A 21,762-nucleotide genomic window follows, 5' to 3' on the forward strand; every position below is an offset into this window, starting at 1 on the left:
CGACCTAGGCTGAGAGCATGCACGGTGAGTACAAGGTCCCCGGGGGCAAGCTCGTTGTCGTCGATCTCGAGGTGCGGGAGGGGCGCATCGCCGACGTGCACCTCGCCGGCGACTTCTTCCTCGAGCCGGACGAGGCGCTGATCGACATCAACCGGGCGATCGAGGGACTCTCGGTCGAGACGGATGCGGCCGCGATCGCCGCCGCGGTGCGCCAGGCGCTTCCGGACGGCGCGCAGCTGCTCGGCTTCTCGCCCGAGGCGGTCGGCACGGTCGTTCGACGGGCGCTGGTCACCGCTCCCGGATGGAAGGACTTCTCCTGGGAGGTCGTGCACGACGCGCCCGTCTCGCCGCGGATGAACCTCGCGCTCGACGAGGTGCTCACCGCCCGCGTCGGCGACGGTCGCCGCAACCCCACGCTCCGGCTCTGGGAGTGGAACGAGTCCGCCGTGGTCATCGGCTCGTTCCAGTCGCTGCGCAACGAGGTCGACCCGGAGGGTGCGGCGCGCCACGGCTACGACGTCGTGCGCCGGATCTCGGGCGGCGGCGCGATGATGATGGGCGCCAACGCGATCATCACGTACTCGCTGTACGTGCCGGCATCCCTCGTGGCCGGCATGACGTTCGCCGACTCGTACGCGTTCCTCGACGACTGGGCGCTGCAGGCGCTGCGCTCGCTCGGGGTGGAGGCCACGTACCAGCCGCTCAACGACATCTCCTCCCCGCAGGGCAAGATCGGCGGTGCCGCGCAGAAGCGCCTCGCCAACGGCGGCGTGCTGCACCACGCGACCCTGAGCTATGACCTCGATGGCGAGGTCATGACCGAGGTGCTGCGCATCGGCCGCGAGAAGCTGAGCGACAAGGGCACGGTGTCAGCCGCGAAGCGCGTCGACCCGCTGCGGCGCCAGACGGGGCTGCCGCGAGAGCAGATCATCGAACGGTTCATCAGCACCTTCTCCACCATGTACGGCGCGACCACCGGGCATATCACCGAAGAGGAATACGCCGAAGCGGAGGCGCTCGTTCAGAGCAAGTTCGCGACGGATGCGTGGCTGCAGCGCGTGCCGTGACCGAACCCACCCGCGGAACCGTCGCCATCCACCACGGCGACAACCTGGCCATCGCGAAGGAGCTCCCCTCCGGAGCCTTCACGCTCGTCTACCTCGATCCGCCGTTCAACACGGGGCGCTCCCGCATCCGCGCGATCGAGACGGCGACCGCGTCCACCCCGGATGCGGTCTCGCGTCCTGGCTTCCGCGGGCAGGAGTACGCGCGCCTTCGGGGCGACCTGCGCGCGTACGACGACCGGTTCGACGACTACTGGGGGTTCCTCGAGCCCCGGTTGCTCGAGGCCTGGCGTCTGCTCGCCGACGACGGCACGTTGTACCTGCATCTCGACTACCGCGAGGTGCACTACGCGAAGGTCATGCTCGACGCCCTCTTCGGTCGCGAGCGGTTCTTGAACGAGATCGTGTGGGCCTACGACTACGGCGCCAAGAGCCGCCGCCGGTGGCCGACGAAGCACGAGACGATCCTCGTGTACGTGAAGGACCCGGCCCGGTACTTCTTCGACGCCGACGCGGTGGACCGCGAGCCGTACATGGCGCCGGGGCTCGTCACGGCGGAGAAAGCGGCGCGCGGCAAGCTGCCCACCGACGTGTGGTGGCACACGATCGTGCCGACCTCCGGCAGCGAGAAGACCGGGTACCCGACGCAGAAGCCCGAGGGCGTCCTGCGTCGGATCGTGCAGGCATCGAGCCGTCCCGGCGATGCCGTGCTCGACCTCTTCGCGGGCAGCGGCACGACCGGCGCGGTCGCCGCTCCCCTCGGCCGGCATGCGGTGCTCGTGGATGACAACGCGGATGCGGTCGCCGTCATGCGTCAGCGGATGCCGCGCGCCGTCCTCATCCCACCCCTGTCCCGCGAGGCCTGAGCCCGCGCTCGGGACCCGCGAGACTGCATCCGCGCCACGAGATCACGGGTAAACACCGTGATCTCGTGCTCGAGATGCATTCTCGCGGGAAAAGAAGGGGAGCGTCAGAGCAGCGCGGCCGTGCCGGCGTAGCCGTCTTCGACGACGGGGGAGTCGACGTCGAAGACCTGCGTGATGCCGGGGGCCTCGCGCCACGGCGTCCAGGGCGCCCGATGCTCGCGGATGAAGGCCACCGCCGTCGCGTGCATCCGTTCGGCGAGGGATGCGGGCGGGTTGGCTCCCGCGATCCGGGCCACGCCGTCCGCCTCGAGCCGCCCGAACCAGAACGGCACGTCGAGGCAGTGGCAGGCCCAGCCGATCGTCGGCGAGGGCCACGTGAACCGGTACGCCCACGTCGGGGCAGCCGACCGGCGGGCATCCGCCACGCGCGGCACGAGCGCGCCGAAGACGCGGTCGGTCACATAGCGCCCGAGCACGGCGGCGGTCCCCTTCGCGCGCGGGCCGGGGTTGTCCCGCAGGTAGGCGCGCCGCCGGCGGCGGTCGAGCCCCAGGATCGCAAGTGCCAGCCAGGCCGGGACGAGGCGGAGCTTCGGGGCGAAGGAGTCGGTCACCATCGTGAACTCGTCGGCCGTGGAGCCGATCAGCAGCGGCTTGTCGGCGCCGACGCCCGAGGCGATCGAGGTCGGGGTGTCGGTGCGGAGCAGCTCGCCGTCGACGGCGGGGCCCCACGCGCGCTCGGCGATCATCTCCCGCAGCGGTGCGAGCCGTCCGCGGTGCGGGGCGAGCTCGATCGTGCTCTGCAGGGCGTGCAGCCTCTCCTCGGGAACCGAGGCGAAACCGTCGAGATCGGCGCTCACTCCGGCCGCGACGGCCAGGCGGGCGGCGCGGGCGCGCGCCTCGTCGAGCGGAACATCTCCCAGGGCGCCGGAGATCGACCAGGCTGCCGCGAAAAGGTGCTGCGCCGCCGGCATCCCGAGCAGCGTCAGCACCGCCCCGCCGCCGGCGGACTGTCCGCCGATCGTCACCCGGGCGGGGTCGCCGCCGAACGCGGCGATGTTCTGCTGCACCCACTCGAGGGCAGCCATCCAGTCCCGCACGCCGCGATTGCTCACCGCGCCCTCGATCGCCCCGAAGCCGTCGAAGCCGAGCCGGTACGAGAGGGTCACGACGACGATCCCCTGGCGGGCGAACGTGTCACCGTCGTACCAGGGGCTCGCGGGCGAGCCGGAGATGTAGCCGCCGCCGTGAATCCACACGAGGACGGGGAAGCCGTCCGCCGCATCCGTGTCGGGGGTGAAGACGTTCACGTTGAGCGTCGCCTCGCCCGGCACGGACGGCTCGGGGATGAGGGTGATGCCGGTGTCGCCGCGCTGCGGGGTCGGGCCGTAGGAGGTCGCGTCGCGCACGCCGTCCCACGGTGCCACGGGCTGAGGCGCCGCGAAGCGGTTCGCGCCGACCGGGGCGGCCGCGAAGGGGATGCCGAGGAAGGCGAGGGAGCCCGGCCGGCGGACGCCGCGAAGGGCGCCGGTCGAGACGGTGACGAGAGGATCGGTCATCGCCGTTGCATCTGCCTTCCGGTCAGGGCGCTCTGAAACGCCGCACGGACGATCGCGGCCATGTCGACCGACGGATCCAGCAGCCACTGCAGCTGCGCGCCGTCCCACGCGGCCTGCACGAGTCGGCTGGCGGTGGCCGGCGACACCTCGGGCGTCATCCGGCCGGCATCCGCTGCCTCCTGGAACCAGCCGCGGAGGCCGTCGAGGAATCCGGACGTGCGCTCGGCGAAGTACGCGTGCGCCGGGTGTGCGGGATCGCTCGCCTCCACCGACATCCGCGCGAACAGGTGCACGAGCCCGGGCACCTGGGCGTTGTGCGCGATCATCCGCTCGTAGGCCGCGGGCAGGTCTTCGGCGCCCTCCGGGTGGTAGGCGCGCAGGTCGAGCTCGTCGCGCTTGCGGAGGATCTCGACGAACAGGTGCTCCTTGCTGTCGAAGTAGTGCAGCAGCCCCGCCTGGCTGAGCCCTACGGCATCAGCGATCTCGCGGACGGATGCGGCGCGGTAGCCCTCGCGCGCGATCACCGCGAGCGCCGCCTCGAGGATCTGCTCACGCCGGGCGACGCCCTTGGCGTAGGACCCCCGTTGCGTCATGTTCCCGAGGATATGCCGGAAACCGCTTGTGCGACGAAAACCGAGCGACATAAGCTTTTCGCGTCGGCGCGGAGCAGCGCCGCGATCACGAAGGAGCACCATGACGGATGTGTCCCCCGCCGAGCTGACGCTCGAGGAGAAGGCCTCGCTCACGAGCGGCCGCGATTTCTGGACGACCAAGCCGATCGAGCGGGTCGGGGTGCCCTCGATCATGATGACCGACGGTCCCCACGGACTGCGCAAGCAGTCGGCCGCGAGCGACCACCTCGGCCTCGCGCAGAGCGTCCCCGCCACGTGCTTCCCGCCCGCCGTGGGTCTGGGCTCGTCGTTCGACCCCGAGCTCGCCGAGCGGGTGGGCGTCGCCCTGGGCACGGAGTCAGCTCTGGAGAACGTCGCCGTGATCCTCGGCCCCGGCGTCAACATCAAGCGCTCCCCGCTTTGCGGCCGCAACTTCGAGTACTTCTCCGAGGACCCGATCGTCTCGGGCGTCATGGGCGCGGGCCTCGTGCGCGGCATCCAGTCGCGGGGTGTGGGAGCATCGCTCAAGCACTTCGCCGCGAACAACCAGGAGACCGACCGGCTGCGCGTCTCGAGCGACGTCGACCCCCGGCCCTTGCGCGAGATCTATCTGCGCGGCTTCCAGCGCGTGGTCGAAGATGCGCAGCCGTGGACGGTCATGTGCTCGTACAACCGCATCAACGGCGTCTACGCGTCCGAGGATCCGTGGCTGCTCACCTCCGTGCTCCGCGGCGAGTGGGGCTTCGAAGGGCTCGTCGTCTCCGACTGGGGCGCGGTCAACGATCGGGTCGCCGGTGTCGTCGCCGGGCTCGATCTCGAGATGCCCTCGAGCGGCGGCCGCACCGACGCACAGCTCGTCGCCGCAGTGAAGGACGGCTCGCTGGACGAGGCCGCCGTGGATCTCGCTGCCGGCCGCGTGCTCGATCTCGTGCGCAAGGCCGCTGCGCGACCGGCCGCATCCGGCGCGCTGGACGTCGACGCCCACCACGCCCTCGCCCGCGAGGCCGCGGGCCGCTCGATCGTGCTGCTGAAGAACGACGGCGACATCCTCCCGCTCGATCGCTCGCAGCGCATCGCCGTCATCGGCGCGTTCGCCGTCGAGCCGCGCTTCCAGGGCGCGGGCTCCTCGCTGATCAACCCGACGCGGGTGGATGCGGCCCTCGACGCGATCCGCGAGGCGGCCGACGGCGAGGTCGCCTACGCCGCCGGCTTCACCTTCGACGGCAGCGGGGATGCGGACGCGCTGCGCACCGAGGCGGTCGCCGCGGCCGCATCCGCCGAACGTGTCGTGCTGTTCCTGGGCCTTCCCGCCGCGGAGGAGTCGGAGGGCTTCGACCGCACGCACATCGATCTGCCGGCCGCGCAGCTCGCCCTCGTCGACGAGGTCGTGAAGGCGAATCCGAACGTGGTCGTCGTGCTCTCCAACGGCGGCGTCGTCGCGCTGCCCTTCGCCGAGCGCGTGCCGGCGATCCTGGAGGGATGGCTGCTCGGACAGGCCGGCGGCTCGGCCACGGCCGACGTACTCTTCGGCGACGTGAACCCGTCGGCCAAGCTCACCGAGACGATTCCGCTGCGCCTGGAGGACACCCCCTCCTACGGCAGCTTCCCGGGTGAGTTCGGCCACGTGCGCTACGGCGAGGGTCTCCTCGTCGGCTACCGCGGGTTCGACGCGAGCGGGAAGGATGTCGCCTTCCCGTTCGGCCACGGCCTCTCCTACACGAGCTTCTCCTACGGGGATGCTGCGGCCGAGATCACCGAGACCGGCGACGTGCGCGTTCGGGTCGACGTCACCAACACGGGTGACGTCGCCGGCCGCGAGATCGTGCAGGTCTACTCCTCGCTGCCAGGCTCGGCGGTGCAGCGGGCGCCGCGGGAGCTGAAGTCGTTCCTGTCGGTCGCACTGGAGCCGGGCGAGACGCGCACGGCCGAGCTGATTGTGCGTCGGAGCGACCTCGCATACTGGGACATTCGGGTCGACGGCTGGGTCGTGGAGCCCGGCGAGTACGTCTTCGACGTGGCCTCATCGAGCCGCGACATCCGCTCGTCCGTCGCGCTGCAGCTGGCAGGCGACGAGGTGCGTCCGCCGCTGTCGCGCGAGTCGTCGATCGGCGAGCTGCTGGACAACCCCGCGACGGCGGCGATCATCGGCCCGGCCATCACCTCGATGTTCGGTGACGACGCGGGGATGATCAAAATGATGGCGTCGTTCCCGATCGGCCGCCTGGCGGCGTTCCCGAACGCGCCCGTGAGCGAGCAGCAGGTCGACGAGCTGATCGCAGCCGGCAACGCCTGAGGTTCAGGATGCGGTGAACGGAGGGGATCCGGTGAGCGGAGGGCGTGCATCCCTCGAGGCGTCCTCCGCTCACCGCATCCCCACCGCTGCCCGGGTCAGTCGAGGCGGCGCACGTCGAAGAGCATCGCCTGCTGCGGATCGAGCGTTGGCAGCGGAACGCCTGCGGTCGCCAGGACGGCGCCCGCCAGCACGATCTCTTCCTCCAGTGCGCGGCTGATCCACTCCGGCGGCGCGACGTCGCGACGCTTCGCCATCCCGACCTCGGTGCGGATGCGGATGCCGTACCGCGCTGACGCATCGAGCCCGGGGAACGGGACGCGGCCGACTTGACCGTCGGCGGAGCTCGCCAGCCGAGCCCAGGTGAAGAGCGCGCGCGATCCGTCCTGCGCGACGATCCCGGTGAGCTGCGTCGCATCGTCCATGAGGTCCGCGTTGACGATGCGACCGGTGTGCACGAGAGGGCGCAGTTCGCGATAGAGGTCGGCCCAGGCGCGCGTCGCTGCCAGCTGTGCGTCGTCCTGGCGGGTGAGGTCCGCTTCGATCCCGGCGTGCGCGGTGAGCGCCGTGAGGAACCGGAACGACAGATCGGTGACGCGTGAGGTCGTGTGCGCTTCGGCGTCGCCCAGGTGCGAGCCGATCAGCTCGGGCGGAACAATCAGGCGCGTCCAGCGTTCGATCTGCGACCGCTCGACGGGATCGTTGCAGTCCGATGCCCAGACCCGGTCGGTGCGCTCCAGGATGCCGAGATCCACGCGCCCGCCTCCGGCAGAGCACGTCTCGATCTCGAGCGCGGGATGCCGGCGCCGCAGCTCATCGAGCAGCCGATACAGCGCGAGGGTCTGCGCGTGGACCGCGGGGCGGTCGCCGTCGGCGCGGTGCGCGACGGCCTCGAGCAGGTCGCGGTTGTGATCCCACTTGAGGTAGTCGATGTCGTACGTCGCGACCAGTGAGCTGATGCGCTCCAGCAGGTACTCCCACGCCTCGGGCCGGGCGATGTCGAGAACCTGCTGGTGGCGCGATGTGCCGCCCAGGCCCTCGGCGGGGGCGAGGATCCACTCCGGATGCTTGCGCGCCAGGTCCGAGTCCGGGCTGATCATCTCCGGCTCGAACCAGAGGCCGAACTGCATGCCGGCGGCGCGTACCTGTTCCACCAGAGGGCCGAGTCCGTCGGGCCAGACGCCCTCGTCGACGTACCAGTCGCCGAGGCCGGCGCGGTCGGATCGGCGGTGGCGGAACCAGCCGTCGTCGAGCACGAGGCGTTCGACGCCGACCTCGGCGGCGCGCGCGACGAGCGCGGACAGACGCGTCAGATCGTGGTCGAAGTAGACCGCCTCCCAGGTGTTGAGCGTCAGCGGCCGGGGCGAGGAGGGATGCGTGGCACGCGCGCGCAGGCGCCGGTGCAGGCGGTCGGAGATGCCGTCGAGGCCCGCATCCGACCAGGTGAAGATCGCGAGCGGTGCGTCATAGCGCTCGCCGGGGGCGAGACGGATCTCGCCGGCGCGCAGGAACTCGCCGACGCCGATGACCGAACGCAGCGCTCCCGCGCTCTCCGGCAGCCGCTCCGCGAGGTACTCGGCATCGCCCGAGAACGCGAGGTGCGCGCTCCAGAGCTCGCCGTGCCCGAAACCGAACCCGGGCGTTCCCAGTGCGAGCAGGAACGGTGAGTCGTGCCCCGGCTTGCCGCGCCTGGCACGCCGCACATGGCTGCCGTCGCGGAGGAGCCCACGCTGCGGAGCGCGCTCGCGCACCCACTTGCCGGAGAAGTCCAGCACCTCGCTCGCCCGCGCGGGAACCGGCATGAGGGCGCGTAGCGCCGCCAGGTCGTAGAGCGAGTCGGTGCCCTCGTCGCCCGGACGCGTGACGGAGAGGGCGACGCTCAGCACGCCGAAGCGATCGAGGGCGTACACCGCCTCGCTGTCGAGGCCCGTCACCTCATCGCGCATCAGGATGCGGACCAGACCGCCCCCCGCATCGGCGTGCGAAACGTGCGTGTCGATGAGGCGCGGGCGAGGCGTCGTGGCCGCGCCGGCAGCGTGGCCCTCCTGTGCCGAGGTGCCCGACCAGCCGTCGCGCTCGGTCGGCCAGATCGTGAACGCGCGCGCCGCATCCGGAGCATTGTTCAGGACGGCGGCCGCGCCCGTGAGACGCATGCCGTCGTCGAGACCGATGTCCGCGCCCAGGTCTGCTCCCCAGTGCAGGATGCGGGGGACCGGCTGGGTGAGCTCGATCAGCAGGCTCACCCCCGCCGCACGCAGGTGCGCCGTGGCGTTGTCATCGCGGTGCATCGCAGCTCCTTCGCGCGGGTGGGGTGGTCGCCGCTCTCAGGCGTCGCGGTGCGCGCCGGCCGACGGGGTCACGGTGAAGATCGTGGGGGCCGTGAACCCGGCATCGGCGAACGCGCGGCGCACCGCATCCGACACCGTATCGGTCCGGTCCGCATCGACGAGCGCGATGGCCGCGCCGCCGAAGCCGCCGCCGGTCATACGCGCGCCGATCGCCCCCGCGGCCATGGCGGCCTCCACCGCGGTGTCGAGCTCGGGAACCGAGATCTCGAAGTCGTCGCGCATGGAGGCGTGCGAGGCGAGCAGCAGCTCGCCGATGGCGCGCGGGCCGTGTTCGCGGAGCGTCCTGACGGTGTCGAGCACGCGCTGATCCTCGGTCACCACGTGCCGCATCCGCCGGAAGGTGACATCGTCGGTCTTCGCCTCTGCGTCGGCGAGATCTTCGACGCGCACGTCGCGAAGCGCCGGAACGCCCATGATCGACGCGCCGAGCTCGCACGACGCGCGGCGCTCGCGGTAGCCGCCGGTCGAGTGCGAGTGCTTCACGTTCGTGTCCATGACCAGCAGCTCGAGACCCGCGGCCGCGAAGCCGAGGTCGACGATCGTGGTGTCCAGCGTGCGGCAATCGAGGAAGATCGCCGCATCCCGCTCGCCGAGCATCGAGGCCATCTGATCCATGATGCCGGTGGGCGCGCCCACCGCCTCGTTCTCCGCGACGCGGCCGACCTTCGCGAGTGCGACGCGGTCCAGGCCCAGCTCCCACACGTCATTGAGAGCGGATGCGGTCGCGCCCTCGATCGCGGCGGAGGACGAAAGCCCCGCCCCCACCGGAACGTCGGACGCGATCGCGATGTCGACGCCGGTGACGCTCGCCGCATCCCGCCCCGAAGCAGCCAGGAGCGCCCACGCGACGCCGAGCGGGTACGTGGACCACTCGGGGACGTCGTCGCGGCCCTCGGGGAACAGCGCATCGAGCTGGTCGAGCGCGACCTCGACCGGCACCGGGTCGAACGTCGACACGACGCGGATGCGGCCGTCCTCGCGCAGGCCCAGCTGCACGTGCGTGCGGTGCTCGATCGCGAACGGCAGCACGAAGCCGTCGTTGTAGTCGGTGTGCTCGCCGATCAGGTTCACCCGTCCGGGGGCCGACCAGTGCCCGAGGGGCTCGCGGCCGGTCAGCTCGACGAACAGGTCGCGGGCGGCGGCGGCCGCATCCGTCTGGGTCACAGTGATACTCCTTCTACGGCCTCGCGCAGGCGTGCGGCGGCGGTCTCGGGCGGAACGTCGCCGATCCAGGCGCCCATCGCCGCCTCGCTTCCGGCGAGATACTTCAGCTTGTCGGCCGCGCGGCGCGGCGAGGTCAGTTCGAGGTGCAGGCGAGCACCCGCGCGTCCGGTGTGGACCGGAGCCTGGTGCCACGCCGCGATGTAGGGCGTCGGGGTGTCGTAGAGCGCGTCGACGCCGCGCAGCAGCCGCAGGTACAGCGGTGCGAGTTCGTCGCGCTCGGCGTCGTTCGTCTCGGCGAAGTCGGCGACGTGGCGGTGCGGCACGAGGTGCACCTCGAGAGGCCACCGCGCGGCGAACGGCACGAAGGCGGTCCAGTGCTCGCCGGTGAGGATCACGCGCTCGCTCTGCGACTCCATCTCGAGGATGCGGTCGAAAAGGTCGTCGCCGGTGCGCTCGAGCGCGGCCAGCAGTCGCTGTGTGCGCGGGGTGACGTACGGGTACGCGTAGATCTGCCCGTGCGGATGCGGCAGGGTCACACCGATCTCCTGCCCGCGGTTCTCGAACGGGAAGACCTGCTGGATGCCGGGCAGTGCCGAGAGTGCTGCGGTGCGATCCGCCCAGGCCTCGATCACGGTGCGTGCGCGCGTGACGGTCTGGGTACCGAAGGAGCCCGCGTGCTCGGGGCTGAAGCACACCACCTCGGTGCGTCCGACGGACGTGCGGGTGCGGCCGAGTCCGTACTCGGCGAGGTCGGCGAGGCTGCGCGGCGGGTCGACGGCCGCCGGGGCATCATCGGTCGCCGCGGCGAGGGCCGGGCCGAACGAGGGCGACTTGTTCTCGAAGACAGCCACGTCGTAGCGCGATGGGATCTCGGAAGGGTTCGTCGGCGTCTGCGGGGCGAGCGGATCGAGCTCGGCCGGAGGCAGGAACGCGCGGTTCTGCCGGTTGGCGGCGATGGAGATCCAGTCGCCGGTCAGCACGTCCAGACGCATCGTCGCGGTTTCCGGACGCGGTGCCAGCTCGCGGGCGTCGATGCTGCGCTCGGGCGGGAGGGTCGTGTCGGGGTCGTCGTAGTAGATGAGCTCGCGGCCGTCGGCGAGGCACGTGGGTCGCTTCACGACGCCCGCACCGAGGAGTGCGACATCCTGCTGAGGTGTGTTCACGATAACACGCTACATTTCAGGCGTGATATCGTCAACATGACGACGGGGGCGCGATGGTTCGGGTATCGATGGCGGATGTCGCCGCGCATGCGGGCGTCTCCGCCCAGACCGTGTCGCGTGTGGTGAATCAGAGCCCGCGCGTCGACCCGGCCACGCGCGCCAGGGTCGAGGCTGCGATGAGCGCGCTGGGCTACCGGATGCACCGCGCCGCACGTGCGCTGCGCACCGGGCAGACCCGCACGATCGGTCTCGTCGTGTCCACTCTCGCCTCGGTCGGCAACTCGCGCATGCTGCAGGCGATCGCGGAGGCCGCAGCCGTACGCGACTACGCGCTCGCGATCGTCACGGTCGCAGGCACCCGCGACATCGCGGAGGCCTTCTCGCAGCTGCGCGATCAGGGGGTCGACGGAGCCGTCGTCCTGAACGAGGCGACGCGACTCGCCCGCGGAGCCGAGCCGCCCGCGGGGCTCCGTCTCGTCGTGGTCGACTCGCCACCCGACGACCGCTTCACGATCGTGCAGACCGATCACGCGGGCGGCGCGAGGCTCGCGACGCGGCACCTGCTGGATGCCGGCCATCGCACGGTGCATCACCTGGCGGGTCCGGTGACCTCCTTCGCGGCGTCCGAACGCGAGCGCGGCTGGCGCGAGGCCCTCGCCGAAGCGGGCGTCGATGAGCCCGAGCCGGAGCGCGGCGACTGGACCTCCCGCTCGGGTTACGAGCGCGGCACGGCGTTCGCCGCCGCGTCCGCCGTCTTCGTCGCGAACGACCAGATGGCCCTCGGTCTGCTGCGCGCCCTTGCCGACGCGGGCCGACGTGTTCCCGAGGACGTCGCGGTCGTGGGCTTCGACGACATCGTGGACGCGAGCGAATACCGTCCGCCGTTGACAACAGTGCGGCAGGACTTCGACGCGCTGGGCTCTCGTGCCGTCGAGGTGCTCGTGCGCATGATCGAGACGGACGAGGCCGCATCCGCGCACTCGATCGGTGCCACACTCGTCGTCCGCGACAGCGCCTGACGCGTTCCGCAAACGCGTGACGCCCCGGGACGCGGCGGCATCCCGGGGCATCACTGTCGGTGCTACTTCTGGACCGGGATGGACTGCGACTCGAGTGTCTTGATCGTCGAGTCCTGACCCTTCTGCAGAGCGTCGGCGAGCGTTCCCGAACCCGAGACGGCAGCCTTGAAGCCGTCGGAGACGTCGGCGTAGGTCTGCGTCATCGTCGGGCCCCACACGAAGTCGGGGGTGACCTCGGTGGCCGCCTGAGCGAACACGTCGTAGATCTTCTGTCCGCCGTAGAAATCGACGCCCTCGGCCAGCGACGGGAGCTTCAGGCCCTCGGTGGTCGCGGGGTAGATGTTGGCGGCCTTGTTCAGCGCGGTCAGCGCCTCGTCAGAGGTGTTCAGCCACAGGGCGAACTTCGACGCCTCGTACGGGTGCTTGCTGCCCTTGAGCACGGCGATCGACGAACCGCCCCAGTTGCCGGAGACGGCGTCGCCGGCCTTCCACTGCGGCATCTGCGCGACCGACCACTTGCCGGACGTGTCGGGTGCGCCGCTGGAGATCGAGTTGGCGCCCCAGACGGCCGAGTTCCAGGTCCAGACCTGGCTCGAGTTGTAGGCGTTGTTCCACTCGTCGGTCCAAGCCGGGTACGTGCTGACGAGGTCCTCGGAGATGAGGTCCTGCCAGTAGTCGGCGACCTTGGTCGAGGCGTCGTCGGTCAGCGAGACCTTCCACCCGTCGGAGCCGTTGTCGAACCACTGTCCGCCGGCCTGCCAGACGAAGCCCGCGAACTGGTTGATGTCGGACTGCGAGAAGTTGGTGATGTAGCCGCCGAGAGCGCGGATCTTCTTCGCGGCCTCCTTGTACTCGTCCCAGGTCGTCGGCACGGGGATGTTGTTGGCTGCGAACAGGTCGGAGCGGTAGAACAGCCCCATCGGACCGATGTCCTGCGGGATGCCGTAGACGCCGCCGTCGAGGGCGACCTGGCTCCACGCCCAGCCCACGAACTGATCCTTGGCGGAGCTCACGTCGCCGCAGTTCGCGATGTTCTCGACACCGTCCTGCACGAGGAAGTTGGGGAGCGCGTCGTACTCGATCTGGCCGAGGTCGGGGGCGTTGCCGGCCGCGATCTGGTTGAAGAAGTTCTGGTAGGTGCCGCTGTTGCCGTTGGGGCCGGTCTGCACCTTGACCTGGATGTCGGGGTTCTCGTCGTTCCAGATCTTCACGACATCCTCGATGCCGGGGATCCACGAGGTGAACTCGAGCGTGACCTGACCGTCGGCCGGTGCGCAGTCGGTTGCAGCGGCGTCGCTGCCCTGGTCGCCGCCCGCGGCACAGCCGGCGAGCAGGAACGCCGACAGCGCGAGGGCTGCGACCGCCTTCTTTCTGGGGTGCTGCATTTCCATCCCTTTCTTGGTGGTGCGTCCTTCGGGCCTTTCCGTCGGACGAGGGCCGGGCGGTTCCTTCCGCCCGGAGTCTGGGGTCACTTGATGGCGCCCGCTCCGAGGCCGCCGCGCCAGAAGCGCTGCAGCAGCAGGAACGTCACGATCAGGGGGATCACCGACAGCAGAGCGCCGATGAGGACGAGTCCGCGCAGTTCGGGCAGCTGATTCAGCTGGTTGTTCCAACCGAACAGGCCGTAGACCACGGGGAAGAGCTCTTCGCTTCGCAGCATGATCAGCGGCAGGAAGAAGTTGTTCCAGATGGCGACGAACTGGAAGAGGAACATCGTCACGAGCGCCGGCGTCATCAGCCGCATGCTCACGGTGAAGAAGGTGCGGATCTCGCCCGAGCCGTCCAGGCGCGCAGCCTCCAGCAGCTCGTCCGGCACGGAGGATGCGGCGAAGATGCGCGCGAGGTAAACGCCGAACGGGCTCACGAGCGAGGGGAGGAAGACCGCCCAGAACGTGTTCGTCAGCTGCACCTGGCTGAAGATCAGGAACAGCGGCAGAGCGAGCGCCGTGGCAGGAACGAGCACGCCGCCGAGCACGACGTTGAAGAGGAACTCCCGCCCCGGGAAGCGGTACTTCGCAAGGGCGTACCCCGCCATGGCCGCCAGCAGCGTCGCGATCGCACCGCCGAGGCCGGCGTACAGCAGCGAGTTGCCGAGCCAGCGCAGGTAGATGCCGTCGCGGTAGGCGAACAGGTCGCCGATGTTCGCGAACAGGCGGAAGTCCGCGAACCAGAGCGGGTTGGTCGTGAGGATGTCGCCGGTGTCCTTGCTGGAGGCGACCAGCAGCCACCACAGCGGCAGCAGGAAGTAGACCGTGAACACGGCCATGATGAGCATCGCCGAGCCGCGCGAGACCAGGGGTTCGCGCACGCGACGGGTGGCGCCGGTGTTCCGGCGGGTGGCGACGGTGGCGCTCATGCGTTGCCCTTCCGCTGCATGTACTTCATGAATCCGAACGAGAGCACGAACGTGGTCACGGCCAGCACGACCGAGAACGCGGCCGCGAGGTTCGGGTTGGGGATGGATGCGGTCGCGTAGACCGTCATGTTCGGGGTGTAGGTGCTGGTGACCGCAGAGCTGAAGGAGCGGAACACCTGCGGCTCCGCCAGCAGCTGCAGCGTGCCGATGATCGAGAAGATCGCGGTCATCACGATCGCCGGCCGCACGAGGGGGATCTTGATCGACCAGGCGATGCGGAACTGCCCGGCCCCGTCCAGGCGCGCTGCCTCGTAGATCTCCGTCGGGATGGACAGCAGCGACGAGTAGATGATCAGCATGTTGTAGCCGACGTAGACCCAGGTCACGACGTTCGCGATCGACCACAGCACGAGATCCGCGCCGAGGAAGTCGACGTTCTTCGTCAGGGCGGTGAACGGCGACAGGTTCGGCGAGAAGAGCGAGCCCCACATGATCGCGGCGATGACGCCGGGCACCGCGTACGGCACGAAGAACGCGAGGCGGAAGAAGCGCTTGCCCTTGACCAGCGGCGAGTCCAGCAGCAGCGCGAACAGCAGTGCGAGACCGAGCATGACGGGCACCTGCACGACGCCGAACAGCAGCATCCGCCCGACCGAGCTCCAGAACGCCTCGTTCTGGAAGACGAGCACGTACTGCGCGAACCCCCCGAAGACCTGCTCGGCCTTGCCGAAGGTGCCCTCGCGGCGCACGACGAGGGTCGACTGCACGATCGCGAACAGGATCGGGGCGACGTAGAACAGGGTGAACAGGATGCCGAACGGCACCAGCAGGAACGCGATCGCCGCCTTGTGCGGCACCCGCGTCCGGCGCCGCGCGGGCGCGTGGGTGATGGTCACAGGGACTCCTCGATGATCCGGACGGCGCCGGCGGCCACGACCGCGGTGCCGTCGACCGGCTGGTCGGTGAGCAGATCGCGGCCGCGGGCATCGACGGCGACCTCGTTGTCTGAGTGGTTGATGACGAACAGATACGAGCCCTGCTCGCCTCGCCGGCGCACGACCTCGACGCCGGGGATGCGCGAGGCGTCGGGCTCGAGCCCGGCCTCCGCCGCCATCCGCGAGACGATCCCGGCGTAGGAGGACGCGTCCGGCTGGGTTGCGAGGTACCACGCGGAGCCCGTGCCCACGGTGCGACGGGTGAGGGCGGGCATCCCGCTCGCCGGGCCGTCGACGAACGTGTCGACGACCTCCGCATCCGTCGCCCGCATCCGCTCGGTCCACACGCTCCCGACGGCGCCCGAGTCGAGGCGCACCGTGTGCCCGGGCTCGAGCGGGGCGAACTCCTCCGCGGTGACTCCGAGCAGGTCGCGGAACGCGCCGGGGTAGCCGCCCAGGCGCACCGCGTCGCGCTCGTCGACGGTGCCGCTGAAGAAGGTGATGAGCACCGCGGCGCCGGACGCGGCACGGTCGGCGATGACCGCCGCATCCGCATCCCGCACGAGGTGGAGAGCGGGGACGACGACGAGGTCGTAGCCGTCGAGAGGGGCGCCAGGACGCACGACGTCGACCGTGAGACCCGCCGCCGTCAGCGCGGCGTGCGCGGCGTGCACCTGCTCGAGGTAGGCGAGCGCCTCGCTCGGGCGCCCCTCGCCCTCCGCGGCCCACCAGCTCTCCCAGCTGAAGAGGAGGGCGGCCTGTGCGTGAACCCGCGTGCCCACGACGGGCGCGAGCGCGCGGAGCGTGCGGCCGAGCTCGCGCACGCGCTGCCAGGCCTCGGTCTCGGTGCCGGCGTGGGGAACCAGGGCGGAGTGGTACTTCTCCGCACCCTGCGCGGAGGCCCGCCACTGGAAGAAGCAGATGCCGTCGGCGCCGCGCGCGACGTGCGCGATGACGTTGCGCAGCAGCTCGCCGTCGCTCTTCGCGAGGTTGTACGGCTGCCAGTTGACCGCACCGGTGGAGGTCTCCATGAGCAGCCACGGCGCGCCCTGGGCGAGTCCGCGGGTCAGATCGGCCGCGAACGATAGTTCGGCGCGGGGGAGCGGGAGGCGGTTGTCGAGGTAGTGGTCGTTGGCGATGACGTCCATCTCGCCCGCCCACGACCAGTAGTCGAGGTTGCGGATGTGGGCGGTCACCATGAAATTCGTGGTCACCGGCACCGCGCTCGACGCGCGGATGATGGCGGCCTCCGCGCGATAGAGACCGAGCTGCTCGTCGGAGCTGAAACGGTGGAAGTCGAGCATCTGGCCGGGGTTGCGCAGCGACAGGGCGCGGCGCGGGGGCAGGACGTCGTCCCAGGTGCCGCAGCGCTGGCTCCAGAACGCCGTGCCCCAGGCGTCGTTGAGCGCCTCGATCGTCTCGTAGCGGCGCTGCAGCCAGCCGCGGAAGGCGTCGGCGCTCGCATCGCAGTAGCAGAGCGCGTTGTGGCAGCCGAGCTCGTTCGACACGTGCCACAGGACGACCGCCGGGTGGCTCCCGTAGCGCTCGGCGACCCTGGTGACGACTTCGGCGGCGTAGGAACGGAAGACGGGGGAGCTGGGGCAGTAGGCCTGACGTCCGCCCGGCCAGGCGCGCACGCCGTCCTCCGACACGGGCAGGACCTCGGGGTGGATGCGGCTGAGCCACGGCGGCGGGGAGGCGGTGCCGGTGCCGAGGTTCACCCGGATGCCGTGGGTGTGCAACAGCTCGATGATGTCATCGAGAGCGGTGAAGTCCCACTCGCCCGGAGCGGGGTTGATGTCCGACCAGCCGAAGACGTTGATGGCCACGAGGCTGACGCCGGCCTCGTTCATCAGGCGGACGTCCTCTTCCCACACCGACCGGTCCCACTGCTCGGGGTTGTAGTCGCTGCCGAAGACGATTCCGTCTGCGGCGAGGGTGGCGAGATGGGCGGCGTCGGGCATCCCGTGGCGCTCCTTTGCGTGGCTGTGAACGTGCACACATTCGCGTGCGAAGAATCTCGGGCGAGAATCTGTGAACGTGCACAGATTGTCACGGTTCGCCGCATCCGTCAAGCGCAGCAGCGCCGATAGGCTGGCGCCCATGGCCGCATCCCCATCCGGACCCCGCCGCTCCACGGTGCACGACGTGGCGCGCGCTGCCGGGGTGTCCCGGGGCACGGTCAGCCGCGTGCTCAACGGCGGGTATGTGTCGGAGCAGGCGCGCGAGGCCATCCACCGCGCCATCAGCGAGGTCGGGTACGTGCCCAACACGGCGGCGCGCAACCTCGTGCGCCAGCGCACGCAGGCGGTCGGGTTCATCGTGCACGAGCCGCACTCGCTGTTCCTCGAGGACCCCAACATCGGCGGCATCATGCTGGGTGCCAACACGACGCTCTCGCAGGCGGACTACCAGATGGTGTGCGTCGTCGTGGACACCGCACGCGACACCGACCGGGTCGCCCGGTACCTCTCCGGCGGCTTCGTCGACGGTGCCGTCATCGTCTCGGCCCGTCACCAGGACCCCATCTCCGACGTCGTCGAGCGGCTCCGGCTCCCCGTCGCCTTCGTCGGCCACCCGCCCGGGATCAGCGGCGCCTGGGTCGGCATCGACAACCGCGGCGCCGCCGAGGCCGTCGTCACCCGACTCCGCGAGACGGGTCGCCGGCGCATCGGCATGATCGCCGCGGCCCTGGACCGGGACTCGGGCAGCGACCGCCTCGCCGGGTTCCGCGCGGCGCTGGGCGACGCGTTCGATCCCGCGCTGGTGGAACCCGTCGACCTGTACGCCTTCGCCGACGGTGCTGCCGGCATGGCTCGCCTGCTCGAGCGCGCCCCCGACCTCGACGGCGTGTTCGCCGCATCCGATGCCGTCGCAGCCGGTGCCATGCAGGCGCTCCGTGCGGCAGGGCGGAGGGTCCCCGAGGACGTCGGGGTGGTGGGCTTCGACGACAGTGCGTGGGCGACGCGCACGTCGCCCCAGCTGTCCACCGTGCACCAGCCCGCCGAGGGACTCGGCGCCGCCGCCGCCGCCGCCGTGCTCGCACAGCTCGACGGCGACCAGAGCGTGCGCACCGGCATCCTGCTTGACGCGCCCGTGGTCTGGCGCGACTCCGCCTGACGCGCGGGGTGGTGGCGACCGCATCCGTGCCCGAACTCCTGCAGAATCGCCCGTCGGGGGCGGATGCGGGGGCTGCACGCTGGTTGTGCAGGAGTTCGGGTGCACAGTTCGGCCGGAACGTGCCGGTGCCGGGGTTGCCCCGCCCGAGCGGGCCGGTGCTGGCTGAGTTGTGCTGGCTGGGGTGTCGGGGCGGCGCGGTCGGAGCTGATCCTGGCGCGGGTCGGGTGGTGGCGGCCGCATCCGTGCCCGAACTCCTGCAGAATCGCCCGTCGGGGGCGGATGCGGGGGCTGCGCGCCGGTTGTGCAGGAGTTCGGGCGCGCAGCTCCGTCAGCACCCGCACGGAACCGGCACCCGCACGGAACCGGCACCCGCACGGAACCGGCACCCGCACGGAACCGGCACCCGCACGGAACAGCAACGACCCGGAACCGCACCGCCCGGAAACCTGAAACGGGCGTCCGCGGCCGCGATCCGGAGGGATGCGGCGGCGGACGCCCGCTCGACGTGCGGTGGTCAGGCCCGGCGGCGGGCCTCCCAGCCCGAGCGCACCATCTCGTCGACCGAGTACCGGTTCGCCCACTCGAGGTCGCGCGCGGCGAGCTCGCCCGTGGCGACGATGCGGTCGGGGTCGCCGGCGCGGCGCGGGCCGACGACGGGCGTGAAGTCGATGCCGGTCACGCGGGCCATCGCGTCCATGATCTGGCGTACCGAGAGGCCGTTCTGCGACCCGAGGTTGTACGCGGCCTCGAGCGGCTCGCCCGCGGCGAGCCGGCGGGCGGCGACGGCGTGAGCGGCGGCGATGTCGGCGACGTGCACGTAGTCGCGCACGTTGGTGCCGTCCTCCGTGTCGTAGTCGTCGCCGTTGATCTGCGGGGTCTCGCCCGCGATCAGCTTCTCGAACACGATGGGAAACAGGTTGTGCGGGCTGGTGTCGTAGACCTCGGGGTCACCCGAGCCGACGACATTGAAGTACCGCAGCGAGGTGTGCCGCAGCGGCGCATCCTCGTCGGCCGTCGCGACGGCCTGGTCGCGGATGAGCCACTCGCCGATCAGCTTCGACTCGCCGTACGGCGAGGCCGGGCGCTTGGGCAGATCCTCGACGACCAGCGGCACGTCAGGGGTGCCGTAGACGGCGGCACTGGAGGAGAACACGAGCTTGTCGACGCCTGCCGCCGCCATCGCGGCGAGCACGACGCGCGTGCCCTCGACGTTCTGCTCGTACGTGTGCAGCGGGCGCTTCACCGAGACGCCGGCGTACTTGTACCCGGCGACGTGGATGACGCCGGTCACCTCATACTGGCGCAGGGTCTGTTCGACGAGGTCGCGCTGCAGGATCGAGCCTCGGACGAACGGGACGCCCTCGGGTACGAATGCGGCGTGACCGCTGGAGAGGTCGTCGAGCACGATGGGGGCGAGGCCCGCCGCCGTGAGGGCGCGCACCACGTGCGCGCCGATGTATCCGGCGCCGCCGGTCACAAGCCAGGTCATGTCATCCATCCTGCCCGAGTCGGGCGCTCACTCTTCACGGTGGCCGAGGTCGGGCTCGGCGACGAACGAGGCCACGGCCTTCGCCACCTGCTCGAGCTCGAGCACCACGATCTCGTTCTCGCCCGCGCGGGTCGCCGGCGCGGGCACGTAGAGCGTGCGCTGCGGGCCGTTGACCCAGTAGCGCCCGAGGAAGAAGCCGTTCACGAACGCGAAGCCCTTGCCCCAGGATGCGGTGTCCAGGTACAGGTCGGCGGGGCTCTCGAGCGGGAAGGTGCCGCGCAGCGCCGTGCGCCCGGCGATGGATCCGGATGCGGCCGCGCTGATGCTCGCGGCGATGCGCTCCACGTCGACGACGGTCCCCGTCCATCCGGTCAATGCGCTGCCGCCGAGGGTGACGGGGGCGATGAGGCCCTTGGTCTCGCCGAGGCGGTGGTCGTAGTTGACGCGGCCCTGGTCCTCCACGAGCACCGTGAGGTGTGCGCCGCGAGGGATCGTCAGGGTGCGCTCGTGCAGTGCCCGCGAGAGCCGTCCGACCGTGACGCCGTCGACCGACACCCATGCGAGGTCACGAACCTCGGCGAACGCGAGGACCGCGGAGTCGTCGTCTCCGAAGGCCGCCGCGGGCAGCGGAGCGTCGTAGCGGACGAGGGGTCCGAGCTGACCGAGGTCCTCGAACGTGCAGGGCTCGACGCTCGCGGGTCCGGCGGATGCGGGGAGCCAGTCGCCGGCCGCGGTGAGCGCGACGGACAGCTCGGGGGCTGCGGGACGCGAGGGCACCGACTCGGGCGGGACATCGGTGTACTTGGCGAGCACCTCGCGGAACGCATGGAACTTCTCGGTCGCGTAGCCGGACTCGTCCAGCGGGGCGTCGTAGTCGTAGGACGTGACGATCGGTGCGTAGCGACCCTTGTCGTTGGCGCCGTTCGTGGTGCCGAAGTTGGTGCCGCCGTGCAGCATGTAGATGTTCACGGACGCGCCGGCGGCCAGCAGGGCGTCGAGCTCGGCGGCGGATGCGGCGGCGCTGGTCGTGTGGTGCACCCCGCCCCACCAGTCGAACCAGCCGTCCCAGAACTCGGAGCACATGAGGGGGCCGGTCGGCTGGTGCTCGCGCAGGGTCGCGAGGCGCTCGGCGGCGCGCGAGCCGAACGAGCCGGTGAGGTGCAGTTCCGGCAGGCTGCCGTTGTCCAGCATCCACGGTTCTGGCTGGTCGACGGTGGTCAGCGGCACCGTGATCCCGGCTTCGCGCGTGAGGTCGGTGAGGATTTTCAGGTACTCCTTGTCGGAGCCGTAGGCGCCGTACTCGTTCTCGATCTGCACGAGCACGACGTTGCCGCCGCGGTCGATCTGACGCGGCACGACGATCTCGTACACGCGCCGCAGGTACTCGCTGACGGCCTCGATGTACTGCGGCTCCGAGCGGCGCAGTCCGATGCCCGGCGTCCGGGTGAGCCAGACGGGCAGTCCGCCGTTGTGCCACTCGGCGCAGATGTAGGGGCCGGGGCGCACGATGGCGTGCATGCCCTCGGCGGCGACGAGGTCGAGGAAGCGTCCGAGGTCGTTCCAGCCCGTCGCATCCCACTGGCCGCGCACGGGCTCGTGGGCGTTCCAGGCGACGTAGGTCTCGATCGTGTTCAGGCCCATGAGGCGGGCCTTGCGGATGCGGTCGGCCCAGTGATCGGGGTGGATGCGGAAGTAGTGCAGCGCGCCGGAGAGGATGCGGTGCGGCTCGCCGTCCAGCAGGAAGTCGGTCTCGCCGACGGTGAAGGTGCTCACGGTTTCTT

The 21,762-nt window shown here is 70.7% G+C and carries 16 protein-coding genes; 5 read left to right on the forward strand and 11 right to left on the reverse strand.

Going from position 1 to position 21,762, the window contains the following annotated elements; genetic code table 11:
* Positions 1-17 precede the first annotated feature (17 nt).
* Together PQV94_RS02305 and PQV94_RS02310 are read left to right on the forward strand one after the other, a co-directional pair.
* Complete coding sequence (locus PQV94_RS02305) at positions 18-1,067, forward strand: lipoate--protein ligase family protein (protein ID WP_274287191.1); 1,050 nt, start codon at positions 18-20, stop codon at positions 1,065-1,067.
* Complete coding sequence (locus PQV94_RS02310; protein WP_274287192.1) at positions 1,064-1,930, forward strand: DNA-methyltransferase; 867 nt, start codon at positions 1,064-1,066, stop codon at positions 1,928-1,930. Before PQV94_RS02305 ends, PQV94_RS02310 begins: the two co-directional genes overlap by 4 nt.
* Positions 1,931-2,034: 104 nt before the next feature.
* Here PQV94_RS02310 and PQV94_RS02315 read toward each other — a convergent pair whose 3' ends face one another.
* Positions 2,035-3,486, reverse strand: a complete 1,452-nt coding sequence (locus tag PQV94_RS02315) for a carboxylesterase/lipase family protein (protein ID WP_274287193.1) — start codon at positions 3,484-3,486, stop codon at positions 2,035-2,037.
* Entirely contained in the window at positions 3,483-4,079 is a 597-nt protein-coding gene (locus PQV94_RS02320) for a TetR/AcrR family transcriptional regulator (RefSeq protein WP_274287194.1), read from the reverse strand. The genes PQV94_RS02315 and PQV94_RS02320 overlap by 4 nt, the downstream gene beginning before the upstream one ends.
* Before the next feature lie 100 nt (positions 4,080-4,179).
* Between PQV94_RS02320 and PQV94_RS02325 the strand changes: the two genes are divergently transcribed.
* On the forward strand, positions 4,180-6,390 hold the full coding sequence (locus tag PQV94_RS02325) for a glycoside hydrolase family 3 C-terminal domain-containing protein (RefSeq protein WP_274287195.1): 2,211 nt from the start codon (positions 4,180-4,182) through the stop codon (positions 6,388-6,390).
* A 95-nt stretch (positions 6,391-6,485) separates the two neighbouring features.
* Here PQV94_RS02325 and PQV94_RS02330 read toward each other — a convergent pair whose 3' ends face one another.
* From PQV94_RS02330 to galT, 3 genes are read right to left on the reverse strand one after another with little or no spacing between them, the layout of a single operon-like run.
* Positions 6,486-8,675, reverse strand: coding sequence for an alpha-galactosidase (locus tag PQV94_RS02330; RefSeq protein WP_274287196.1), 2,190 nt, complete (start codon positions 8,673-8,675; stop codon positions 6,486-6,488).
* Between the two features lie 36 nt (positions 8,676-8,711).
* Positions 8,712-9,899: a galactokinase gene (gene galK / locus PQV94_RS02335; protein WP_274287197.1), complete on the reverse strand. Its 1,188-nt coding sequence runs from the start codon at positions 9,897-9,899 to the stop codon at positions 8,712-8,714.
* The gene (galT, locus tag PQV94_RS02340; RefSeq protein ID WP_274287198.1) at positions 9,896-11,062 is read right to left on the reverse strand and encodes a galactose-1-phosphate uridylyltransferase; all 1,167 of its coding nucleotides are present in this window, start codon (positions 11,060-11,062) and stop codon (positions 9,896-9,898) included. Before galT ends, galK begins: the two co-directional genes overlap by 4 nt.
* Before the next feature lie 53 nt (positions 11,063-11,115).
* Here galT and PQV94_RS02345 point away from each other — a divergent pair, with 53 nt between their 5' ends.
* Complete coding sequence (locus PQV94_RS02345) at positions 11,116-12,081, forward strand: LacI family DNA-binding transcriptional regulator (RefSeq protein WP_274287199.1); 966 nt, start codon at positions 11,116-11,118, stop codon at positions 12,079-12,081.
* A 62-nt stretch (positions 12,082-12,143) separates the two neighbouring features.
* Here PQV94_RS02345 and PQV94_RS02350 read toward each other — a convergent pair whose 3' ends face one another.
* From PQV94_RS02350 to PQV94_RS02365, 4 genes are all read right to left on the reverse strand, one after another.
* Positions 12,144-13,466, reverse strand: coding sequence for an ABC transporter substrate-binding protein (locus PQV94_RS02350; protein ID WP_274287200.1), 1,323 nt, complete (start codon positions 13,464-13,466; stop codon positions 12,144-12,146).
* An 83-nt stretch (positions 13,467-13,549) separates the two neighbouring features.
* Positions 13,550-14,437: a carbohydrate ABC transporter permease gene (locus PQV94_RS02355; RefSeq protein ID WP_274287201.1), complete on the reverse strand. Its 888-nt coding sequence runs from the start codon at positions 14,435-14,437 to the stop codon at positions 13,550-13,552.
* Positions 14,434-15,333, reverse strand: coding sequence for a carbohydrate ABC transporter permease (locus tag PQV94_RS02360; RefSeq protein ID WP_274287202.1), 900 nt, complete (start codon positions 15,331-15,333; stop codon positions 14,434-14,436). The genes PQV94_RS02355 and PQV94_RS02360 overlap by 4 nt, the downstream gene beginning before the upstream one ends.
* Positions 15,330-17,336 carry a beta-galactosidase gene (locus PQV94_RS02365; RefSeq protein ID WP_274287203.1) on the reverse strand — a complete coding sequence of 669 codons (2,007 nt, stop codon included), beginning with the start codon at positions 17,334-17,336 and terminating at the stop codon, positions 15,330-15,332. The genes PQV94_RS02360 and PQV94_RS02365 overlap by 4 nt, the downstream gene beginning before the upstream one ends.
* A 139-nt stretch (positions 17,337-17,475) precedes the next feature.
* On the opposite strand from PQV94_RS02365, the gene PQV94_RS02370 reads away from it, so the two are divergent.
* On the forward strand, positions 17,476-18,492 hold the full coding sequence (locus PQV94_RS02370) for a LacI family DNA-binding transcriptional regulator (RefSeq protein WP_274288207.1): 1,017 nt from the start codon (positions 17,476-17,478) through the stop codon (positions 18,490-18,492).
* A 514-nt stretch (positions 18,493-19,006) separates the two neighbouring features.
* Here PQV94_RS02370 and galE read toward each other — a convergent pair.
* Positions 19,007-19,981 carry a UDP-glucose 4-epimerase GalE gene (gene galE / locus PQV94_RS02375; RefSeq protein ID WP_274287204.1) on the reverse strand — a complete coding sequence of 325 codons (975 nt, stop codon included), beginning with the start codon at positions 19,979-19,981 and terminating at the stop codon, positions 19,007-19,009.
* A 27-nt stretch (positions 19,982-20,008) separates the two neighbouring features.
* On the reverse strand, positions 20,009-21,754 hold the full coding sequence (locus PQV94_RS02380; RefSeq protein ID WP_274287205.1) for a glycoside hydrolase family 35 protein: 1,746 nt from the start codon (positions 21,752-21,754) through the stop codon (positions 20,009-20,011).
* Between the last annotated feature and the right edge of the window lie 8 nt (positions 21,755-21,762).

This window comes from Microbacterium sp. Clip185 (assembly GCF_028743715.1).
GTDB lineage: Bacteria > Actinomycetota > Actinomycetes > Actinomycetales > Microbacteriaceae > Microbacterium.